We start from the raw sequence: 18,113 nt of genomic DNA on the forward strand, positions 1-18,113 counted from the left end.
CTTTCTGCATTTCAGCTCACACCCTTGGCAACAATTCGGCCACGAAGTACCCCCTCAGCTATACAGTTCACGGCCGAAAATATAACCTAGGGGACATGTTGAAAGTCCGTCTCGCCGCAACGCTTCTCGTCGCTGCTTCTCTCAGCGGCTGCGCCGCCCACGAGACGGACCGCACCACCATGGCCGCGTCTGTGGATAGCTCCCAGCTCAATCCGCTGGGCCAGGCCAATATGGAGATGAAAACCCTCCGGCCGCAGGCCCCCTCCGAGCTCACGGTGACCGACGTGCGCATCGGCCAGCACGAAGGCTTCGAGCGCGTCGTCTTCGAACTCGACGGCGGCGGCACTCCTGGCTGGTTCGTGGACTATGCCGATACGCCTACGCAGCAAGGCTCCGGCAAGACCATTGATTACTCCGGCGAGACCGCGCTCAATGTCAATATCGACGGCGTGGTCTACCCCTTCGAGGCCGGCAAGGAAGACCCCCGCATCGGCGTGGTGGATGCCCCTACGGAAGGAATTGTCACCCAAGTGGTCAACGGCGGCACCTACGAGGGCCGCTGCCAATTTGTCATCGGCATGACCTCTCGCAAGCCTTATTCCGTGCAGGTGCTCGATAACCCCACCCGCCTCGTGGTCGATATTCGCAATTAGTAAGTCGCCTCAACCCGCCAGCGGCCGCCGGACCATACCAACAGCCACGCCCGCTGATGCTCTTCGTGGTCGGCTTGGCCCACCACCTGCAGGCGCGCTACGTGCTGTGGAGTATCGGTCCACCACTGCGTATCCACCGGCCAGGGGCCGGCCCAGCCCAGTACGCGGAAGCGATGTGCACCCCAGCTCACGGCCACCGGCACCCCGGACAGGAGGGCCTCAGCGGTGACGAAGACGGGGTGCTCGGCGGCGTCGACAAGCCGAATGCGCGCGGCCGGGTGGTTCGGCCCACCACCCAACCGCGCGGGCAGGGGCGCGGGAATGCGGCCGGGCCACTCGCCCTGCGGCGGGGCGTCGCGCTGCTCACCATAGGGCATATACTCGATGCGCTCGGCCACCCCACGGCCGCCCACTGCCCGCGGCTGCAGCACACGATCCACCCCCAGCTGTGATTGCACGCGGGCGATCACGCGCTTGACCTGCTCCTGCGAGCCTTCCCCACCCCACAAACCGGTGGCGGACGGGGCGGCAACCTCCACCGGCTCCAGCGCTAGGCGGCGAATGGCCGCGCCCTCACCAGTAGCGCGCGTGAGCCAGCCATCGAGCTGCCAGCGCACGCGGTCCGCGGTGGCCTGCTCCGTCAGCGCTTCCTGCGTGCGCCATACCCGCGCCAGCTCCTCGCCGGTGCCAAACTCCGCCACCACGCGCAGCCGCAGGCATACCTTGCCGGCCTCCTCCAAGCGGGCATGCAGCCGGGCCGCGAGTTGGCGGGCCGCGAAGGCCGCCGCGTCGACACGCTCGATGCGCTCTTCCATTTCTACGGCCAGGTCTGGGCGCGCCAGCTCTGGTGCCACGCGCCTATCCGCACGGGCCTGGGCCAGCTCGTGCGCGCGCCGGCCCGGCTCGCCAAACCGGGTGGCTACCTGCTTAAACGGCAGCGCAGCCAAGTCACCCAGGCGCCGCACACCCAGCTTATCCAGTTGTGCGATAAACCCAGCCTCAAAGCCCAAGGCCTCATCGGCCGCCAGTACCTCTATGGGCTGGGTGGCCAAAAACTCCCGCGAGCCGCCCTCTGGCACCACCGCGCCCACACCACGATGCCGGGCCGCGATGACGGCCGTGGCAATCTCGTCGGCGACGCCGAGGGTGGAGTCGAAGCCGGCGTACGAAGCGGCGTCGACAAGCATCTCTAGTGCTTTCTCCCCGTGGTAGCGCAACGCCGCGCCCGCATCCACAATCGCCAGGCCCGGGCGTAGCACCTCCACCGAGGACGCCACCGCGTCCAAACCAGCCGCAACCTCCGCAAACGCCGCGCCATCCCGGTCCGGATTGGCCTCCACCACCGCGGCCTCGGGGCACAGCGCTTGGGCCTGGCGCAGGCGCATCCCGCGCCGCACCCCCGCCCGGCGCGCCTCTCTATCGCACACCGCCACCGCGTGGTTGCGCGCAATAACCATAGGGCTCTGTCCGCCGGCGGCCTGGATGGGCCAATCCGGAAACCAGACGGCCGCTACCCTCATACGGCCTCCAACCGGCGGCGCTCACCCACCGTGAGCACCCCGCGCGAGGCACCCTGCTTCGAGGTCACCTCCACGTCCATGTCCACACCGCGAATGCGCCCACTGCCCTTGCCGACGCCCCGGTAAGCACTCACCCGCGCCCCTATCCCCACCGCCGTGCCTGGCAGCCGGGTGCCGACTGTAAGCACCGCCGCGCGCCCACCGCGCACCTTCGCCAGCACCGGCCGAGCCTTGGTGGGGCTCACCTCGCCGGGCGGCCCACGGTGGATGACAAGGTCCAATCCTTCCGCCAATACTCCCGTCACCATCCAAGATTCCAGGCCCGGATCCGGCACGGTTACCACGCGTTCGATATCACCTTTATCGGCCACTTGTGCGAGCAGTAAATCCGGCCACCCCACCACTCCCACATATCCGCCACGGGCGGTGAGGTGACAGATAAGCTCCACCACCAGCGCCGGACAGTTCGCGCAGTGCACCACCTGCCGGCGCGCCAACCCACCTGCAGGAAGCAAACGCGCCAGCCCAGGGAGCGTATCTACCAGCTCTTCTTCCGGACTACGCTCCATAGCGCGCATGCGGGTACGCAGCATCGCCACACGGTCTGACCTGCTTAGCCCGGCCACCGCTTTTTCTAGACGAACGCTCGTTTGACTCACCCAAATAGTATGAACCCTCACCCGGACACATGCAAGTGTATGTTCGAATGGTAGCCTTAACGGCATGAACTTCAACGCTGCCTACAGCGCCATGCGCGAGCACACCACCCCCATCCCCACTCCGCCATGGGTGCGCTTGGGCTCGTCCATCCTCATCGGTGCGGCCGTGGCACTCTTGGCTAGCCGCGCGCATATCTTTGCCGCACTGGTTGGGGCACTCGTATGCCTTGTGGCGGCCTTCGTTCTCGTCTTTGCCCACCCCTACCGCCGCGCGATGCGCGCTTATGCCGACAAGCGCAATGTCGCTCTGGTTCCCACCGTCGCACAGCTCGTGCCGCTGATGATCCTGTGGCTTATGGTGATGATCGCACCCATCGTGGTCCTGCCCGCCTGGGGCGCCGGTCTGGTGTGGCTAGTGGTCTTTGGGCTGAGCTTTTTCGTCTTCCCCCACGTGGATGGCACGCGCCGGCTCGCGTTTGCCTAATCTATACGACACTTTTCGGGGTTATCCACAGCTTTTCCGGCCCTAGTGCCGGGGTGGGGCGGGTTATCCACAGAATTCGCTGTAGCGGTTGCGCCGGCCGTGCACCGGTGTAGGTGCGCGCCGTAGCGTTGCAGGCATGAACGCACTCGAGACCTACCTCACCGCCTTGGGCCCCGGCATGGACATCATCGCCGGGTGCCAGGGCATGTCTGGGTCCGAGCTTATGGACCGCGGCGCGCCCGATGCCATCGCCGCCGATCTGCTTCTTTTGTGCGAAAGCTACTTCGGCCGCACCAAATTTACGCGCCTGCAGCGCCGCGCTATTGCCGACGCCCGCCGCAACACCCATTCCATCGCCACGCTTACCGCCCTAGAGCGCATTGTTAACCGCGCACCCAGCAAGAAGCAGGCCTGGCAGCTGCGCGCGGAATGTTGCGCGATGACCGGCTCGATGAGCCATATCCTTAAACACGCCCGACGGCGCCTGCGCGAGATGAAAGACAACACCGTAACCCCAGGCGTGCGCACTTACCGACGCCCCAATGACTACTGGACGCTGGCCATCACCGGAACCTCTAGTTTCATCGCAGATCTCAACGCCGCGCTGGCCGCGACCGGAAAGCAATCGCTCGAGGCGGTGGAAAAGATATTCTTTGACCAAGCTGCAGCCGCGCGGGCAGAAGTGGTCACTAATGCCATCGTGCCCTTGGACAAATTCATCCGCATCCGCGATGGCCGCGGCGATGATATCGAGCTCGATCTGACTAACGGCGCCACCATCACCGGCACCGAATATCTGCGCCGCGTGCTCAACGACGTCGGCTTTTCTGGCGATAAAGAAACCGGCTACGTCACGCTCGTGCACCCCGAAGAAGGCCCAGTCAACTTGTACCGGACCGCACGTGTGGCCAATGACAAGCAACGCATTATGGCCGCTGCAGAAAATCCACGCTGTGCCTGGCCGGGCTGCAACCAACCGGCCGACCTCTCCCAAGTCCACCACCTTAAAGCGTGGAGCAACGGTGGGGAGACGAATATGAAAAACCTGGTCATGTGCTGCGCCTACCATAATGGCGTCAACGACGATGACCCCAACGCCCCACCTCGGCGCGGCCGCCTCGAGCGGGTGGGCGGGCGCATTGTGTGGCGCCCACCGTTTATCCCGCACGAGTAAGCGCCGCCGCTAAAACGAGCGAAAAGGCGCTCAGCACTAGACTGAGCGCCTTTTACGCCTGCCGTTTTACTCCCACTCGATGGTTCCCGGTGGCTTGGAGGTGCAATCCAAGACCACACGGTTGACGTCCTTTACCTCGTTGGTGATGCGGGTAGAAATCTTCTCCAGCACTTCGTAAGGCAAACGGGTCCAGTCCGCGGTCATAGCGTCCTCCGAGGACACCGGGCGCAGCACAATCGGGTGACCATAGGTGCGGCCGTCGCCCTGCACGCCGACGGAGCGGACATCGGCCAGCAGCACGACCGGGCACTGCCAAATCTGGTCATCCAGGCCGGCATTGGTCAGCTCGGTGCGGGCAATGAGGTCTGCCTCGCGCAGCGTCTCCAAGCGCTCCTCGGTCACCTCACCGATAATGCGGATACCCAAGCCTGGGCCGGGGAATGGCTGACGGCTAACGATCTCTTCTGGCAAGCCCAGCTCACGGCCGACGGCGCGAACCTCGTCCTTAAACAGGAGGCGTAACGGCTCGACCAGTTCGAACTCCACGTCATCCGGCAAACCGCCGACATTGTGGTGAGACTTAATATTCGCCGTACCATCGCCGCCGCCAGACTCGACGACGTCTGGGTACAGCGTGCCCTGGACGAGGTAGTCGACGGTGGAGCCAGCAGGGGCGTCGTCAAGCACGCCTGCAACCGCCCGCTCAAAGGAACGGATAAACTCCGCGCCGATAGCCTTGCGCTTGGCTTCTGGGTCGCTAACTCCTGCCAGCTTATCCAGGAAGGCGGCGCGCTCATCGGCAGTCACCAGCTTCGCGCCGGTGGAGGCGACAAAGTCCTTTTCTACCTGCTCACGCTCGCCAGCACGCAGCAGGCCGTGGTCAACGAAGACACAAGTGAGACGATCACCGATAGCACGCTGCACCAGAGCGGCCGCTACAGCGGAGTCCACACCGCCGGACAGGCCGCAAATAGCGCGGCCTTCCTCGCCCACCTGGGCGCGGACGTCGGCAATGAGCTGCTCGGCGATATTATCGGCCGTCCAGTTCTGCTCTAGGCCAGCAACCTCAGTAAGGAAGCGGGTAAGCACCTCCTGGCCATGCGGCGAGTGCTGTACCTCAGGGTGGTACTGCACGCCGGCCATCTTCTTGTCTAGGCACTCCATTGCTGCAACCGGAGCACCGGCCGACGTGGCCGTAACCTCAAAGCCTTCGGGAGCGGCAGATACGGCATCGCCGTGAGACATCCACACCTTGTGGGTAGCCTCCAGGCCTTCATGAAGTACGCCGCCCTTGACATTTATATCGGTACGGCCGTATTCACGCTCGCCAGTCGACGACACGGTGCCACCAAGCGCATGGTTCATGGCCTGGAAGCCATAGCAGATGCCGAAGACTGGGATGCCGAGCTCAAGCAGCTCCGGCTTCAGAGCCGGGGCGCCGTCAGCATAGACAGAGGACGGACCGCCCGTCAGAATAAGCGCGGCGGGGTCTTTAGCTTTGATTTCCTCCACAGACGCGGAGTGAGGGACAACCTCGGAGTAAATCTTGGCCTCGCGCACGCGGCGGGCAATAAGCTGCGCGTACTGAGCGCCAAAGTCCACAACGAGGACGGGGCGCGGGGTAGTATTTGGCTTAGTCACGTCCCATAGTCTAACCCACTAAACTGATAGCTTATGAAGCGCTTGGCTATTGTGCTCGCCGCGAGCCTGTTGTTGTGCGGTTGTGACGCCACCCCAACTACGGCGGAGGTGGCGTCTACGCTGGATGAACAAGGCCCGCAACAGGTGACACTTCCGGCCGCGGAAGTCTTTGGAAGCGAGTGGGATGAGTGGGTTCCATTGTGCGGCACGCAGCAGGCAGAGCGCGCGGGGCATCCAGAAGTAGCGCAAAATTCGGTGGTTCTACGCGCGAGCGGCGAAGAGAAGGTTGTAGAGCTCAATCCCTCGGGAGTACGCGTGTGCCCAATCCACAACGCAGGGCAATGGCGGCCAGCGACGGGCAAGACCACGTGGAGGCGCGAAGGCGGCTGGCAATTGATTTCCTAATCACTCTCCTACCTCGCCACCTGGCATCTGTTCAGCGGCGAAGGAAGTAATAGGGCAAAGAAACGCGGCTGCGCCAAGAAGGCACAGCCGCGTCGGAAACTCTCGCACGGATTAGTAGCGAACGGCGAGTTCGACCTTCTGGAAGGACTTCAGGTCGGTGTAGCCACACTTGGCCATGGAACGGCGCAGCGCGCCGACCAAGTTGGTGCGGCCGAAAGGCTCGCTGGAGGGGCCATGCAGCACGGTTTCCAGCGACGGGGTGGCCGACTCTTCTGTGGCTTCGGCCGGGGTACCGGTGGTGAGGAAGTCGATGTCCAAGTCGGTATCGGCCCCGGAGAACTGAACGAAACCGCGTGGGAAACGCGGGTGGCCGGCCGTGGCAGGCCAGTACCAGCCCTTGCCGCCGGCCTCGCGGGCCTGAGCCAGCAGTGGGCCGAGAACAACGCCGTCAGCGCCGCAGGCAAAGGCCTTGGCAATATTGCCGGAGTTTTCAAACTCGGTATCGGCGATGATGTGTACGTAGCGGCCGCCGGTCTCGTCGAGGTAGTCGCGGCGGGCTGCGGCGGCGTCGGCAATCGCGGTGCCCATGGCTGAGTCGATGCCTACGGTCTCGGCGTTAGTGGTCACGCCTGCGCCAACGATGACGCCGGCCGCACCGGTGCGCATCAGGTGTAGCGCAGTGGTGTAGTCGGTGACTCCGCCGGCGATAACCGGAACGTCAAGGGAGCCAATGAACTCCTTGAGGTTCAGCGGCTCACCGCCGGTAGCCACGTGCTCCGCCGACACCAAGGTGCCCTGGATAAATAGCAATTCGGCACCGGCCGCGATAACCTTTGGGGCCATCTCTCGCGCATTCTGCGGAGAAACACGCACAGCGACGGTAACTCCGGAGTCGCGGACTTGGGAGATGCGTTCGGTAAGGAGGGCGTCGTCAAGCGGTGCAGCGTGCAACTCTTGGATGATGGAGTTATCACCCGGCTGCGAGTAAATGCGGGCTAAAGCTCCCTCGAGGTCCTTGTGGCGGCCCCACAGGCCCTCGGCATTGATGACGCCGAGGCCACCTTGCTTGCCCATCTCGATGATGAACTCAGGGGTGGCGAGCGCATCGGTGGGATGGGATACGAAGGGGATGCCGAAGGTATAGGCGTCGATGTGCCAGGTGGTGTCCACGTCCTTGGAGGAACGGGTGCGGCGCTGCGGCACGATGGATAGTTGCTCTAGATCGAAGGTGCGGCGGGCCTCGCGGCCGATGCCAATTTCGGCGTATTCACGCATGATATTCCTAGCGGTAGTTTGGTGCTTCTGCGATTTGCTGCAGGTGGTGCGGGTGGGATTCCTTCAGGCCCGCGGCGGTGATTTGAACGAAGCGCTTGGTCTTTAGCTCGGCCAGGGTGGCGGATCCGGTATAGCCCATGGAGGCGCGCAGACCGCCGATAATCTGGTGCACGATGGCATCGATATCGCCACGGAAGGGCACGCGACCCTCGACGCCTTCCGGAACCAGCTTGTCTTCGCTGCGGACATCGGCCTGGAAGTAGCGGTCCTTGGAATAGGAGCGCTTCTCACCAGAGAGGCCACGGCCCTGCATGGCGCCCATGGAACCCATGCCGCGGTAGCGCTTGTACTGCTTGCCCTGGTAGACCACGATGTCACCGGGGGCTTCGGTGGTGCCGGCAAACATGGAGCCCAGCATGACGGTATCGGCGCCGGCCGCCAGGGCCTTGGCGACGTCGCCGGAGTACTGCATGCCACCATCACCGATAACCGGCACACCGGCCGGGCCAGCTATTGCGGCGGCCTCCATCAGGGCCGTAATCTGCGGCGCGCCCACGCCGGCGACGACGCGGGTGGTGCAAATGGAGCCTGGGCCGATGCCGACCTTAATGGCGTCGGCGCCGGCATCGATCATCGCCTGGGCGGCCTCGCGGGTGGCGAGGTTACCGCCGATGACATCAACCTTGGAACCGAAATCCTTTTGCACGCGGGAGACCATTTCCAGCACGCGGTTGTTGTGGGCGTGGGCGGAGTCGACGACGAGGGCGTCCACGCCGGCGTCGACAAGCGCGGCGGCGCGTTGATAGGACTCTTCGCCGGTACCAATGCCGGCTGCAACCAACAGTCGGCCGGCCGAGTCCTTGGACGCGTTAGGGTACTGCTCGGTCTTGACAAAGTCCTTGACGGTAATCAGGCCGGTGAGCTTATTATCCGCATCGACGATGGGCAGCTTTTCCACCTTATTGGCCGAGAGCAGTTCGAGGGCTTCCTTCTTAGATACGCCCTCGCGCGCAACGACGAGCGGCATGGCCGTCATGACCTCGCTGACCTTGCGGTCAAAGTCAGGTTCGAAGCGCATATCGCGGTTGGTGCAAATGCCCACCAGGGTGCCGTCCTCGTCTACCACCGGCAGGCCGGAGATGCGGAAACGGGCGCACAACGCGTCTACTTCCCCGATGGTCATATCCGGGCGGGCAGTGATGGGGTCGGTGACCATGCCGGACTCGGAGCGCTTCACAATCTCTACCTGCTCGGCCTGGTCCTCGGTGGACAGGTTGCGGTGCAGCACGCCGATACCACCCTGGCGGGCCATGGCAATGGCCATGCGGGCCTCGGTCACGGTATCCATGGCGGCCGAGGCAAGCGGAACGCCGAGGCGGATATTGCGGGTAAATTGCGCGCCAGTATCGACCTCGGAGGGCACGATATTGGATTCGGCGGGCAAAAGGAGCACATCATCAAAGGTCAGGCCGCGCAGGGCTACCTTGTTCGGGTCATCTCCACCAGTATGAATACGGTTCTCGCTCATCGAGGTCTCTCCTTAACAGGTTTAGCGGCTAACCTAACTGTAGTGCGTTGCCGGCCGAAGACACCATTTGGGCAGGGGGTAAATTGCCTCGGGAGGGTAAGTTCAATAGGCTCGCAGGCGTGAACTTCTTCGCCAATATGCCCCGCGATCCTTTCGCCGATGATCCGAATGACCCCGCCTCCTTCTTGGAGGAAGACGAGCAGGTCATGCCGCTTACCGACGACGACCGGATCGCCATCATTCACGACCTCGCGCTGGTGCAGAAATTTGCGTCCATCCTCGGCCCGCGCGGCATCGATGGCATCTTCTTCTTGTGCGAGGATTGCCAGGAAAACCACTTTTATGAGTGGGACATTATGGCCGCCAATATGCGCGCCACCCTTGAAGGCGAGCTAGCACCGGTGCACGAGCCAAGCGCCGAGCCAGATCCCTCCCGCTACGTGCCTTGGGACTACGCCTTGGGTTACTTGGATGGCCTAGAGGGCCGCTAGCTTCTACTGCTGCTGGCCCAACTCGATGGTGGTCGTCGGCCCATCCTCAACGTTGGGGTTGGGCTGCGGGTTTGGCTGCCCTTGTTCCGTGACCACCACGGTTTCGGTAGCGTATTGAGTTTCGGTCACGGTGACCTGCTCCGGCTGCTGTTCCGGTTGCGAAGCCTCTTCCGCCACGGTTTCGGTGGCGGTCTCCGTCACGGTGTGCGGGGTAGGCTTCGGGTGCGCAGAGCGCTTTTGTTCCGCCTCGCGGTTGGCAGCGATGGCCTTTTCTTCTTTGCCTTCGGCCTCGTCCAGCTTGGCGCGGGCGTCCTTCATCAGTTCGCGAGCGCCTTCAATATCGCCTTCGGCCGCGCGAGATTCCATCTCTTCCAGCGTCCCGGCCAGCTCCACGTTGCGGGTCTTATCACCCTTGTCAAAGGTTCCGGCGTGCAGCATCGCACCACCAGCGCCAGCGATGACTAGGGTTGCGGCGGCAGCGCCGATGAGCCCATGTACGAACGGGCCGCCGCGGCGGCGCTTGCGGGCCTGGCCTAGGTCGATGACCTCAGGCTCAGCGTCGGCGCCTTCTACCAGCGGAGCTGGAGGCATCTGCTTATCGACGTCCCCCTTTAACTCCAGCAGCAGCTCCGCCAGGTCATCCTGACGGTCGGAAGGGGCGTTCCCCTTCGAAAGCTCAGTGAGGAATGCATCATCATCGACCAAGGGCTGGAGCTGTTCCGCTAGGTCGTCGTTATCGCCGTGGTGCTTCGGTGCCATGATGGTGTCTCTCCCCCTTCCTTTCTGTTATGAAATATCTGCTGTAAGAGTCGGCCGCTAGGCCCTTAGCGCGCAGTTTCCTGGGCGGCCTGGAGGGTCTTTCGCAATTGAGCGAGTGCTCGGTGTTGTGCGACACGAACCGCGCCTGGGGTGGAACCCACAATTTCCGCGGTCTCTTCTGCCGACAAACCGTTGAACACGCGCAGAATAACGATGTTTTTCGCCTTGTCACTTAACGTATCGAGCAAGGCGCGCATTCTGTTACTACCGTCGGTCTCCAGCGCCCACTCTTCAGGGGTGGCGTCACGCGCGGAGTCTTCTGGAATTTCTTCGGTAGGGGTGGACTTATCGCGCCCCATGGCGCGGTGGGCATCGGTGACCTTATTGAAAGCGATGCCATAGACATAGGCCATAAACGGGCGGCCTTTGTCCTCGTAGGAGCCAATAGAGGTGGCCACTGCAAGACAGATCTCTTGGGCTACATCCTCCGCGGTGGGTTGACGGCCGCCACCGATGCGGGCGCGGCAGTAGCGCAGCACCTGCGGGTGAATGATCCGCAGGACTTTTTGCAGCGCTCGACGGCTGCCGTCGACGGCATGCGGGACGAGATCCGCTAGCTCCTGTTCTTTATCACTCACGTATGCACCCTCTGAGATGTTTTCGACCGGTAACTAACCATATTGGCACACAGGAAGTTTATGCAAAGACAACGCGCAGCCCCATTACCTATGCAATCTGAGAGACAGAAAATTCACAAACCGTTAACCTTCGACGTTTGCGCTGGTAAACCATGGTGTAGGAAGAGGAATGGCGAGAACAATACTTAAAAGTCAAAAATCGGTAACCCACCGTTTACCCACGCGCGAAACACTACGTGAGGTTGCTTTCCGCGACACTGCGGAAGCCGCACAAGAATTCTCGCCCTTACAAAGGAGCTTATTAACGTGTCTCAGCCTCATTTGCTTCCCGGTCCCACCGCTGACTTGTGGGATTGGCAGCTACAAGGCGCCTGCCGCGGAGAAAACTCAGATGTGTTTTATCACCCAGATGGCGAGCGCGGCCGCGCCCGCGCCCAGCGCGAGAATCGCGCCAAAGCCATCTGCAATTCTTGCCCGGTCATTGATTTGTGCCGCGAGCATGCCTTGCAATCCGCCGAGCCCTATGGTGTATGGGGCGGAATGAGCGAATCCGAACGCGTCGTAGAGCTTCGCCAGCGCCGCCGCGCCACTGCCCCTGTCAACGCTTAGGACGGGAAACTAGGGGGAGACGAGGGCGTCGGCAAGAAAGCGCCCTGTCACCGAATCACGCTGCTGTGCCAAGTCAGCTGGTGAGCTACCATAGACCAGCTGGCCACCGGCTGAACCGGCGCCAGGGCCCAAGCCGATGGCGTGCTCCGCATGCGCGATTACGGCCAAGTTGTGATCGATGCAGATGACGGAGTGGCCGGAGTCCACCCGCTCATCACGCCCTGCTCCACGTAGACCACACCCGCACCGCTGCGCTTGGGGCAGGCACTCTCGGAATACGCGGAAAAGAGTGCAGGTTTAACGCCATTGGCCTTGGCGAGGGCCTTGCGAATGGGGTCGGTATCAGCGGTGACCTTGATGTATTCCACGACCCTAGCCAGGTACAACAAAACCCGCCACGCGGGAAGCGGGGCGGGTGATGTTGGTAGCCGTTTAGTGCTGGTGGCCGTGACCGGCGTCAGCAGGCTGCTCTTCCTGTGGCTTTTCCACCACGGAGGCCTCGGTGGTAAGAACCATGCGGGCCACGGAGGTAGCGTTGACCACGGCGGAGTGGGTGACCTTCACCGGATCGATAATGCCGTTATCGATGAGGTTGCCGTACTCGAGGGTATTGGCGTTGAAGCCTTCACCGTTGGACATCTCGGCAACGCGGGAGACGACGACGGCGCCGTCGAGGCCAGCGTTTTCGGCGATCCAGTAGGCCGGGCGGGTCAGGGCGCGGGCGACGGCGAGGACGCCGACCTTAGCCTCACCCTCGAAGCCCTCGGCGAAGGACTCGAGTTCCTTGGAAATCTGGACCAGCACGGAGCCACCGCCGGCGATGACACCCTCTTCGACGGCCGCGCGGGCCGCGTTGATGGCGTCTTCGACGCGCAGCTTGCGCTCGTTGACCTCGGTCTCGGTAGCCGCACCAACGCGGATGACGGCCACGCCGCCGGAGAGCTTAGCTAGGCGCTCCTCGAGCTTTTCCTTATCCCAGGTGGAATCGGTGCGCTCGATCTCGCGACGGATCTGCTCGCGGCGTTCCTCTACTGCCTCAGCGGTGCCGCCACCATCGACGATGACGGTGTTATCCTTGGTGATGGTCACGCGGCGGGCAGAACCGAGCACGTCGAGGCCAGCCTCGTTAAGGTTGACGCCGACCTCTGGGTCGATGACGGTGGCGCCGGTAACGACGGCCAGGTCATCCATGAATCCCTTGCGGCGCTCACCAAAGTACGGAGCCTTAACGGCCGCGACCTTGAGCACCTTGCGGATGGAGTTGACGACGAGCGCCTGCAGCGGCTCGCCCTCGATGTCCTCCGCGATGATGAGGGTCGGGCGATTGGTCTCGGCGATCTTCTCCAGCAGCGGCAGGAAGTCCGGCAGGGAGGAGATCTTGTTGCGGACGAGCAATACTGCGGCGTCGTCCAGCACGGCGTGGTAGGTCTCTTCCTCCGTAGCGAAGTACGGGGAAAGGTAGCCCTTATCAAAGGAAATGCCCTCGGTGACATCGACGGCGGAGTCGATGGTCTGGGATTCCTCGACGGTGACCACACCATCCTTGCCCACCTTGTCCATGGCACCGGCAACCATCTCGCCAACCTCCGGGTCGCGGGAAGAGACGGTAGCTACCTGCGCGATTTCAGAGGAGGAGTTGACCGCGGTGGCGCGGGCCTTGAGCTCCTCGACGGCCTTTTCGGCCGCCGCCGCGATGCCGCGGTTGAGCTCAATGGGGTTGGCGCCGGCCGCTACGTTGCGCAGGCCCTCGAAGATGAGCGCTTGGGCCAACAAGGTAGCGGTGGTGGTGCCGTCACCTGCGGTGTCATTGGTCTTGACCGCAACGGACTTGACCAGCTGCGCGCCGAGGTTTTCGAAGGGCTCCTCGATGTCGATATCGCGGGCGATGGTCACGCCGTCGTTGGTGACGGTGGGGCCACCGAAGGCCTTGGACAGCACGACGTTGCGGCCGCGCGGGCCGAGGGTGACCTTGACGGCATCAGCCAGCGTATCGACGCCGCGCTGGATTCCCTCGCGGGCTTCTTGGTCGAATGCAATCAGCTTTGCCATAAGTGGGCCTACTTCTCGATGACGGCGAGCAGGTCACGGGAGGACAGCAGCAAGTACTCCTCACCGTTGTACTTCAGCTCGGTGCCGCCGTACTTGGAAAAGACCACGGTATCGCCTTCATTGACACCTACCGGGGTGACCTCACCCTTGTCGTTGGTGCGGCCTGGGCCTACGGCAACGACGGTAGCTTCCTGCGGCTTTTCCTTGGCGGAATCCGGAATAACCAGGCCGGAAGCGGTGGTGGTTTCAGCTTCTACGATCTGTACGAGGACGCGGTCCTCGAGAGGCTTAATGTTTGCCATGATGTTTCCTCCGTAGTGTTCGTATGCGCGCCGGTATGGCGCGCGCGTGCCGGTTGTGGATGTCCAGCACAGCCGTCGTCGCGGGTGAACAACTGTGGGTCAAACAACCTGATTAGCACTCTACCCTCGTGACTGCTAACCCTCAACAATGACCCGGCCCACATTCCTACGCCCTCAACGATCCCTTTTAGCGTCCTCGTTGCCCGGCGCGTACACAGCCGGCCAGCGCCAGCTTGACGACGTCCAGGGCAATAAACATGGCACCAAAAATCACGGCGAAGGCCGACCACCACAGGTCCTCCACCAGCGTTCGACCGAAGGAAGCCTGTGGGGTGAGCAGGTGGTGGAGTGGGAGGAGCGTCGCCAAGCACAGCGCCCAGACCACGCCGGCCGCAGTCAGGGTGAGGCACGCCGCCTCCCCCACTTGCACGCGGGCCCAGGCCGAGCGGGTGGCGCCGGCCAGGGTGAGGCCGCGGATATCGGAGGCGATGCGCCCGCGCATGAGCAGCGAGGTAAGCACAGCGCCTACGATGCTGGGTGCAAAGACCGGCCCTAAAAGGGCGACGAAGACCTGCCACGAGGACAAGGTGCCGCCGGCGCCTGCGTCGTTTCCAAAGCGCAGGCCCGAGCCGACGGCGACGATAAAGCCGCCGAGGAGCACCCACGGCACGATGTGTGGGGTGGAAAAGTGCCGGCGCACGCGCACGTTGGCCCCAGCGATGCCGGCCATGCGGGTCCATTGGTCGATGCCGGGCATGAGCCAAGGTAAGAAGAGGGCGACGAGGATGACAAGCCCCATCTCTGCCGAGAGGAGGTCGCCGGGGTCCTCGATGTGCAGGCACCCATAGACCGTGCCGCCGATGGCCGCGGCCGCAAGCAGGAACTTCACCAGAAGCCAGGCCGGGTGTGCGGTAGTACGCGGCCGGAATACGCGGCGCAGTGGAGGCAGTGCACCAACCAGGGCCGCGGACATGCAGACGGCTACCGCAATGGCGGTGACCTGGCCGGTAATGACGATATCCGGCATGGGGATGCCATCGCTGCGCAGCGCGCGCACGCACGGGGCAAGCAGCGGGCGGGCAGGCAGCACGCCAAGAACCCCTGCGGCCGCGCTGACCACGGCGACCTGGCCCAGAATGAAGGCGATAATCATCCACCCAGGCATGCCCACCATGCGCCAGGAGCGGTAGACCGGCTCGCGCTCGGAGATGATAAGGCGTATCTCCGATAGCGTCACCAGCACCACCACGCACAGGGCCATGCCCAGCACCGTGCCACCCAGCGGGCCGGCGGGGTCTCCTTCGGTCCCGGAGGAAGCCACCAGCATGGCTAGCGCCAGGGTGCACGAGGTGGAAGACACCACCAGTGTCAGCGCCACGGCCAGCCACGATAACCAATTGGACTGTAAGTCCTTAAGCCACACCAGCATGGGCCACCTCCTCTAAGGAAATGATCCGGTCGGCCGCCTCAGCGGCGAGGTGCGAGTGAGTCACCATGACCACGCTGGCGCCATCGCGGGCGGCGGCGCGCAGGTGGAAAAGGACGGTGGATGCGGTGGCGTCGTCAAGCGCGCCTGTAGGCTCGTCCGCGAATATATAGGGCGCCTGGGCCAGCAGTGCCCGGGCGACGGCCACGCGTTGCTGCTGCCCGCCGGAAAGCTGCCCGGGCAGGCGGCGCTCTAAGCCAGCAAGGCCAAGCGAGTCAAAGACCTCCGCCACCCTGCCGCGTGTAGGGCGCCGGCCGGAAAAGCGCGCGGTCAAGGTGGCATTGCGCTGCGCGGTGAGGGCTTCCAGCAGGTTATAGTCCTGGAATACAAATGCCCGCTGCGTGCGCCCCGGCGCATTGACTCGGCCGGAAGTGGGCTTATCTAGCCCGGATAGCAGGTTCAGCAGCGTGGTTTTACCGCTGCCGGAAGGCCCCATGATGGCGACGAATTCGCCCGGGGCGATGGACACAGTGACGCGATTGAGCACGGTGTGGCGGCCGTAGCGCTTGCTGAGGTTGTCTGCTTTTAACATGCCTTTGATTCCACTCGGCCGCGTAGCAGAAAGACATGGGGCGGGCTGCCGGGAAAATGGTAGAGCTAGCTCTACTGCCCCACCCTGGCTAAGGCGGCTAGGCTCATGGGTTATGCGAACCCTCAAAGCCTGCGCGTGGAGCCTTGTCCTCGGCGCGCTATTTATCCCGGCGTTGGTGGTTTCGGTGCTGATGCTGCCGTGGATTCCGCTGGTGGGACGCGCCGCGGAATTTATCGGCCGGTTGGGTGCGCAGTGGATGGGCGTGGAGATCCCACCCCGGCGTGCGGGCCGCTGGTTTGATTGGCAGCAGTTTTATCACCTTATTGTGCAGCTATTGCTTTCGGCTGCCTGCTTTGCCGCGTGGACTGCCTTGGGGTTTACGGCGGGCGTGCTGGTAATTGCGCCATTCGTGCCAAAGACCGAATTCTCCTTTGGCGAGTGGTCTACCTCCAACCGGCCGCTCATTTTCTTCACCTGCTGGCTCACCGCGCCGCTACTGGTGGCTCTATTGGTGGGGCTTAACCGCCTGTTGGTCTTGGCATCGACCTCGCTGACTCGGCTGGCATTGAGCCCCTCGGCCGAGGAGTTGGCGGCCTCGCGTGCCACGCTTATCGATGCCTTCTCCGGCGAGCGCCGCCGCATCGAGCGCGAACTGCACGATGGCCCACAGCAGTATCTCACCGCGCTCAAGCTCAATTTGGCCGCGGCGAAATTGCAGGCCCCTCCCGAGGCGCAACCTGCCTTGGCCGATGCGGAACATAATGCCTCATTGGCCTTGGCCTCCCTACGGGCGACGGTGCGTGGCATTGCCCCGCAGGTGCTTTTCGACGCCGGATTAATCCCCGCCCTCGACGAACTCCTCGCCCACTCCGGATTGGAGACCGAACTACACGTGGAAGGCGCCGAGCGCTCAGTGGATGAAACCACTGCCCTGCTGGCTTACCACGCGGTGGCCGAGGCGCTTACCAATGCGTCCAAGCATGGTGCGGCCACCCAGGCGACGGTAATAGTTGCTTTTGGGGACACGCTGCGCCTAGACATCGTTGATAATGGAACCGGACCTAACCCCAGCCCCGGCTCCGACCCCGGAGCTGACCTCGGTCCCACGGCCAAGGAGCCGGCTGAGACCGGCACCGGTATCGCCGGTTTGCGCGAGCGCGCCGCTGCACTGGGCGGCACGGTGAGCTTTGCCGCCGCACATGACGCGGCTGCGGGTGAACGCGGTGGCCGGCTGCAGGTCGAATTGCCGCTGAAGGAGGCGGAATGAAACTACTACTGGCGGAAGATTCCGCGCTGCTGCGCGCGGGGCTCGAGCAGCTACTTAGCGCTCTGGGGCATAGCGTTACGGCGGCCACGGATGCCGAAAAACTGCGCGCTATTGCCGGACAGGAAGATTTTGACCTGATTATCACCGATGTGCGCATGCCACCGACCATGACCGACGACGGCCTGCGCGCCGTGCATGACCTGCGAGCGGCCAATCCCACCCAGCCGGTGGTGGTGCTCAGCCAATACGTAGCGGCAAGCTACCTCGACCGGCTCTTGGAGCACGGCGGATTCGGATACCTGCTTAAAGAGCGCGTTTCTAATGTGGAAGAATTCGTGCGCACGCTAGACGAGGTCGCGCGCGGCGGCACCGTGGTGGACCCCGAGGTGGTCACTGCACTGCTGTCAGCGCGGCGTACTGGTTTAGCCCAGCTCACCGCCCGCGAGCGGGAGGTACTGGGGCTTATGGCCCAAGGATTGAGCAATAAAGAAATTGAAGACACGCTCGTTCTTACCGCCGGAGCGGTAAGCAAGCATGTCTCCAATGTGTTTATGAAGCTCGGCTTTCGGCCCGAGGACTCCAACCGGCGGGTCAAGGCCGTATTGACGTGGCTGCGCCACACCGAGCGCTAGCCAGTGGGC

At 63.3% G+C, this 18,113-nt stretch carries 21 protein-coding genes; 8 read left to right on the forward strand and 13 right to left on the reverse strand.

The genetic code is table 11. The features are described 5' to 3' along the window. Positions 1–95 precede the first annotated feature (95 nt). Entirely contained in the window at positions 96–653 is a 558-nt protein-coding gene (locus QP971_RS05920; protein ID WP_269954176.1) for an AMIN-like domain-containing (lipo)protein, read from the forward strand. On the opposite strand, the gene QP971_RS05925 is transcribed toward QP971_RS05920, so the two are convergent. Next, positions 650–2,173 (reverse strand): Y-family DNA polymerase, encoded by a 1,524-nt coding sequence (locus tag QP971_RS05925; RefSeq protein WP_284811091.1) that lies wholly within the window; start codon positions 2,171–2,173, stop codon positions 650–652. The genes QP971_RS05920 and QP971_RS05925 overlap by 4 nt on opposite strands. After that, positions 2,170–2,766: a DnaE2-dependent mutagenesis accessory factor ImuA' gene (locus QP971_RS05930; protein WP_198492557.1), complete on the reverse strand. Its 597-nt coding sequence runs from the start codon at positions 2,764–2,766 to the stop codon at positions 2,170–2,172. Before QP971_RS05930 ends, QP971_RS05925 begins: the two co-directional genes overlap by 4 nt. Positions 2,767–2,896: 130 nt before the next feature. Between QP971_RS05930 and QP971_RS05935 the strand changes: the two genes are divergently transcribed. Then, positions 2,897–3,316 carry a hypothetical protein gene (locus QP971_RS05935; RefSeq protein WP_284811092.1) on the forward strand — a complete coding sequence of 140 codons (420 nt, stop codon included), beginning with the start codon at positions 2,897–2,899 and terminating at the stop codon, positions 3,314–3,316. 136 nt (positions 3,317–3,452) lie between these two features. Then, positions 3,453–4,490: an HNH endonuclease signature motif containing protein gene (locus QP971_RS05940; RefSeq protein WP_198492555.1), complete on the forward strand. Its 1,038-nt coding sequence runs from the start codon at positions 3,453–3,455 to the stop codon at positions 4,488–4,490. Positions 4,491–4,556: 66 nt separating this feature from the next. Here QP971_RS05940 and guaA read toward each other — a convergent pair whose 3' ends face one another. Continuing rightward, on the reverse strand, positions 4,557–6,131 hold the full coding sequence (gene guaA, locus QP971_RS05945; RefSeq protein WP_198492554.1) for a glutamine-hydrolyzing GMP synthase: 1,575 nt from the start codon (positions 6,129–6,131) through the stop codon (positions 4,557–4,559). 33 nt (positions 6,132–6,164) lie between these two features. On the opposite strand from guaA, the gene QP971_RS05950 reads away from it, so the two are divergent. After that, positions 6,165–6,536: a hypothetical protein gene (locus tag QP971_RS05950; protein WP_284787166.1), complete on the forward strand. Its 372-nt coding sequence runs from the start codon at positions 6,165–6,167 to the stop codon at positions 6,534–6,536. Between the two features lie 111 nt (positions 6,537–6,647). On the opposite strand, the gene QP971_RS05955 is transcribed toward QP971_RS05950, so the two are convergent. Both QP971_RS05955 and guaB read right to left on the reverse strand, forming a co-directional pair. After that, positions 6,648–7,811 (reverse strand): GuaB3 family IMP dehydrogenase-related protein, encoded by a 1,164-nt coding sequence (locus tag QP971_RS05955; RefSeq protein WP_284792238.1) that lies wholly within the window; start codon positions 7,809–7,811, stop codon positions 6,648–6,650. 7 nt (positions 7,812–7,818) lie between these two features. Further along, positions 7,819–9,339: an IMP dehydrogenase gene (guaB, locus tag QP971_RS05960; RefSeq protein ID WP_239273770.1), complete on the reverse strand. Its 1,521-nt coding sequence runs from the start codon at positions 9,337–9,339 to the stop codon at positions 7,819–7,821. 119 nt (positions 9,340–9,458) lie between these two features. Here guaB and QP971_RS05965 point away from each other — a divergent pair, with 119 nt between their 5' ends. Then, a complete protein-coding gene (locus QP971_RS05965) occupies positions 9,459–9,830 on the forward strand; it encodes a DUF5319 domain-containing protein (RefSeq protein WP_269946397.1) in 372 nt (123 codons plus the stop codon). Between the two features lie 3 nt (positions 9,831–9,833). On the opposite strand, the gene QP971_RS05970 is transcribed toward QP971_RS05965, so the two are convergent. Together QP971_RS05970 and QP971_RS05975 are read right to left on the reverse strand one after the other, a co-directional pair. Continuing rightward, positions 9,834–10,589, reverse strand: a complete 756-nt coding sequence (locus QP971_RS05970; protein WP_284787161.1) for a hypothetical protein — start codon at positions 10,587–10,589, stop codon at positions 9,834–9,836. A gap of 65 nt (positions 10,590–10,654) precedes the next feature. After that, entirely contained in the window at positions 10,655–11,227 is a 573-nt protein-coding gene (locus tag QP971_RS05975) for a sigma-70 family RNA polymerase sigma factor (RefSeq protein ID WP_284787160.1), read from the reverse strand. Positions 11,228–11,533: 306 nt separating this feature from the next. Here QP971_RS05975 and QP971_RS05980 point away from each other — a divergent pair, with 306 nt between their 5' ends. Continuing rightward, positions 11,534–11,836 (forward strand): WhiB family transcriptional regulator, encoded by a 303-nt coding sequence (locus tag QP971_RS05980; protein WP_198492550.1) that lies wholly within the window; start codon positions 11,534–11,536, stop codon positions 11,834–11,836. Positions 11,837–11,845: 9 nt separating this feature from the next. Here the strand turns inward: QP971_RS05980 and QP971_RS05985 are convergent, their stop codons facing one another. The 6 genes from QP971_RS05985 to QP971_RS06010 form a co-directional block, all read right to left on the reverse strand. Beyond that, on the reverse strand, positions 11,846–12,004 hold the full coding sequence (locus tag QP971_RS05985; protein WP_284792237.1) for a daunorubicin resistance protein: 159 nt from the start codon (positions 12,002–12,004) through the stop codon (positions 11,846–11,848). Beyond that, positions 11,995–12,204 (reverse strand): hypothetical protein, encoded by a 210-nt coding sequence (locus QP971_RS05990; protein ID WP_284811093.1) that lies wholly within the window; start codon positions 12,202–12,204, stop codon positions 11,995–11,997. Before QP971_RS05990 ends, QP971_RS05985 begins: the two co-directional genes overlap by 10 nt. Positions 12,205–12,268: 64 nt before the next feature. Continuing rightward, positions 12,269–13,885, reverse strand: a complete 1,617-nt coding sequence (gene groL, locus QP971_RS05995; protein ID WP_284811094.1) for a chaperonin GroEL — start codon at positions 13,883–13,885, stop codon at positions 12,269–12,271. Positions 13,886–13,893: 8 nt separating this feature from the next. Next, a complete protein-coding gene (gene groES, locus QP971_RS06000; protein ID WP_005322702.1) occupies positions 13,894–14,187 on the reverse strand; it encodes a co-chaperone GroES in 294 nt (97 codons plus the stop codon). Between the two features lie 187 nt (positions 14,188–14,374). Further along, positions 14,375–15,616, reverse strand: a complete 1,242-nt coding sequence (locus QP971_RS06005; RefSeq protein WP_284811095.1) for an FtsX-like permease family protein — start codon at positions 15,614–15,616, stop codon at positions 14,375–14,377. Further along, positions 15,600–16,205, reverse strand: coding sequence for an ABC transporter ATP-binding protein (locus tag QP971_RS06010; protein ID WP_284787156.1), 606 nt, complete (start codon positions 16,203–16,205; stop codon positions 15,600–15,602). The genes QP971_RS06005 and QP971_RS06010 overlap by 17 nt, the downstream gene beginning before the upstream one ends. A gap of 112 nt (positions 16,206–16,317) precedes the next feature. Here QP971_RS06010 and QP971_RS06015 point away from each other — a divergent pair, with 112 nt between their 5' ends. Further along, complete coding sequence (locus QP971_RS06015; RefSeq protein ID WP_284811096.1) at positions 16,318–17,472, forward strand: sensor histidine kinase; 1,155 nt, start codon at positions 16,318–16,320, stop codon at positions 17,470–17,472. Then, complete coding sequence (locus QP971_RS06020) at positions 17,469–18,104, forward strand: response regulator (protein ID WP_284811097.1); 636 nt, start codon at positions 17,469–17,471, stop codon at positions 18,102–18,104. The genes QP971_RS06015 and QP971_RS06020 overlap by 4 nt, the downstream gene beginning before the upstream one ends. The last annotated feature ends 9 nt before the right edge of the window (positions 18,105–18,113 follow it).

The sequence above is a fragment of the Corynebacterium marquesiae genome (genome assembly GCF_030229635.1).
Taxonomy (GTDB): Bacteria; Actinomycetota; Actinomycetes; order Mycobacteriales; family Mycobacteriaceae; genus Corynebacterium; species Corynebacterium marquesiae.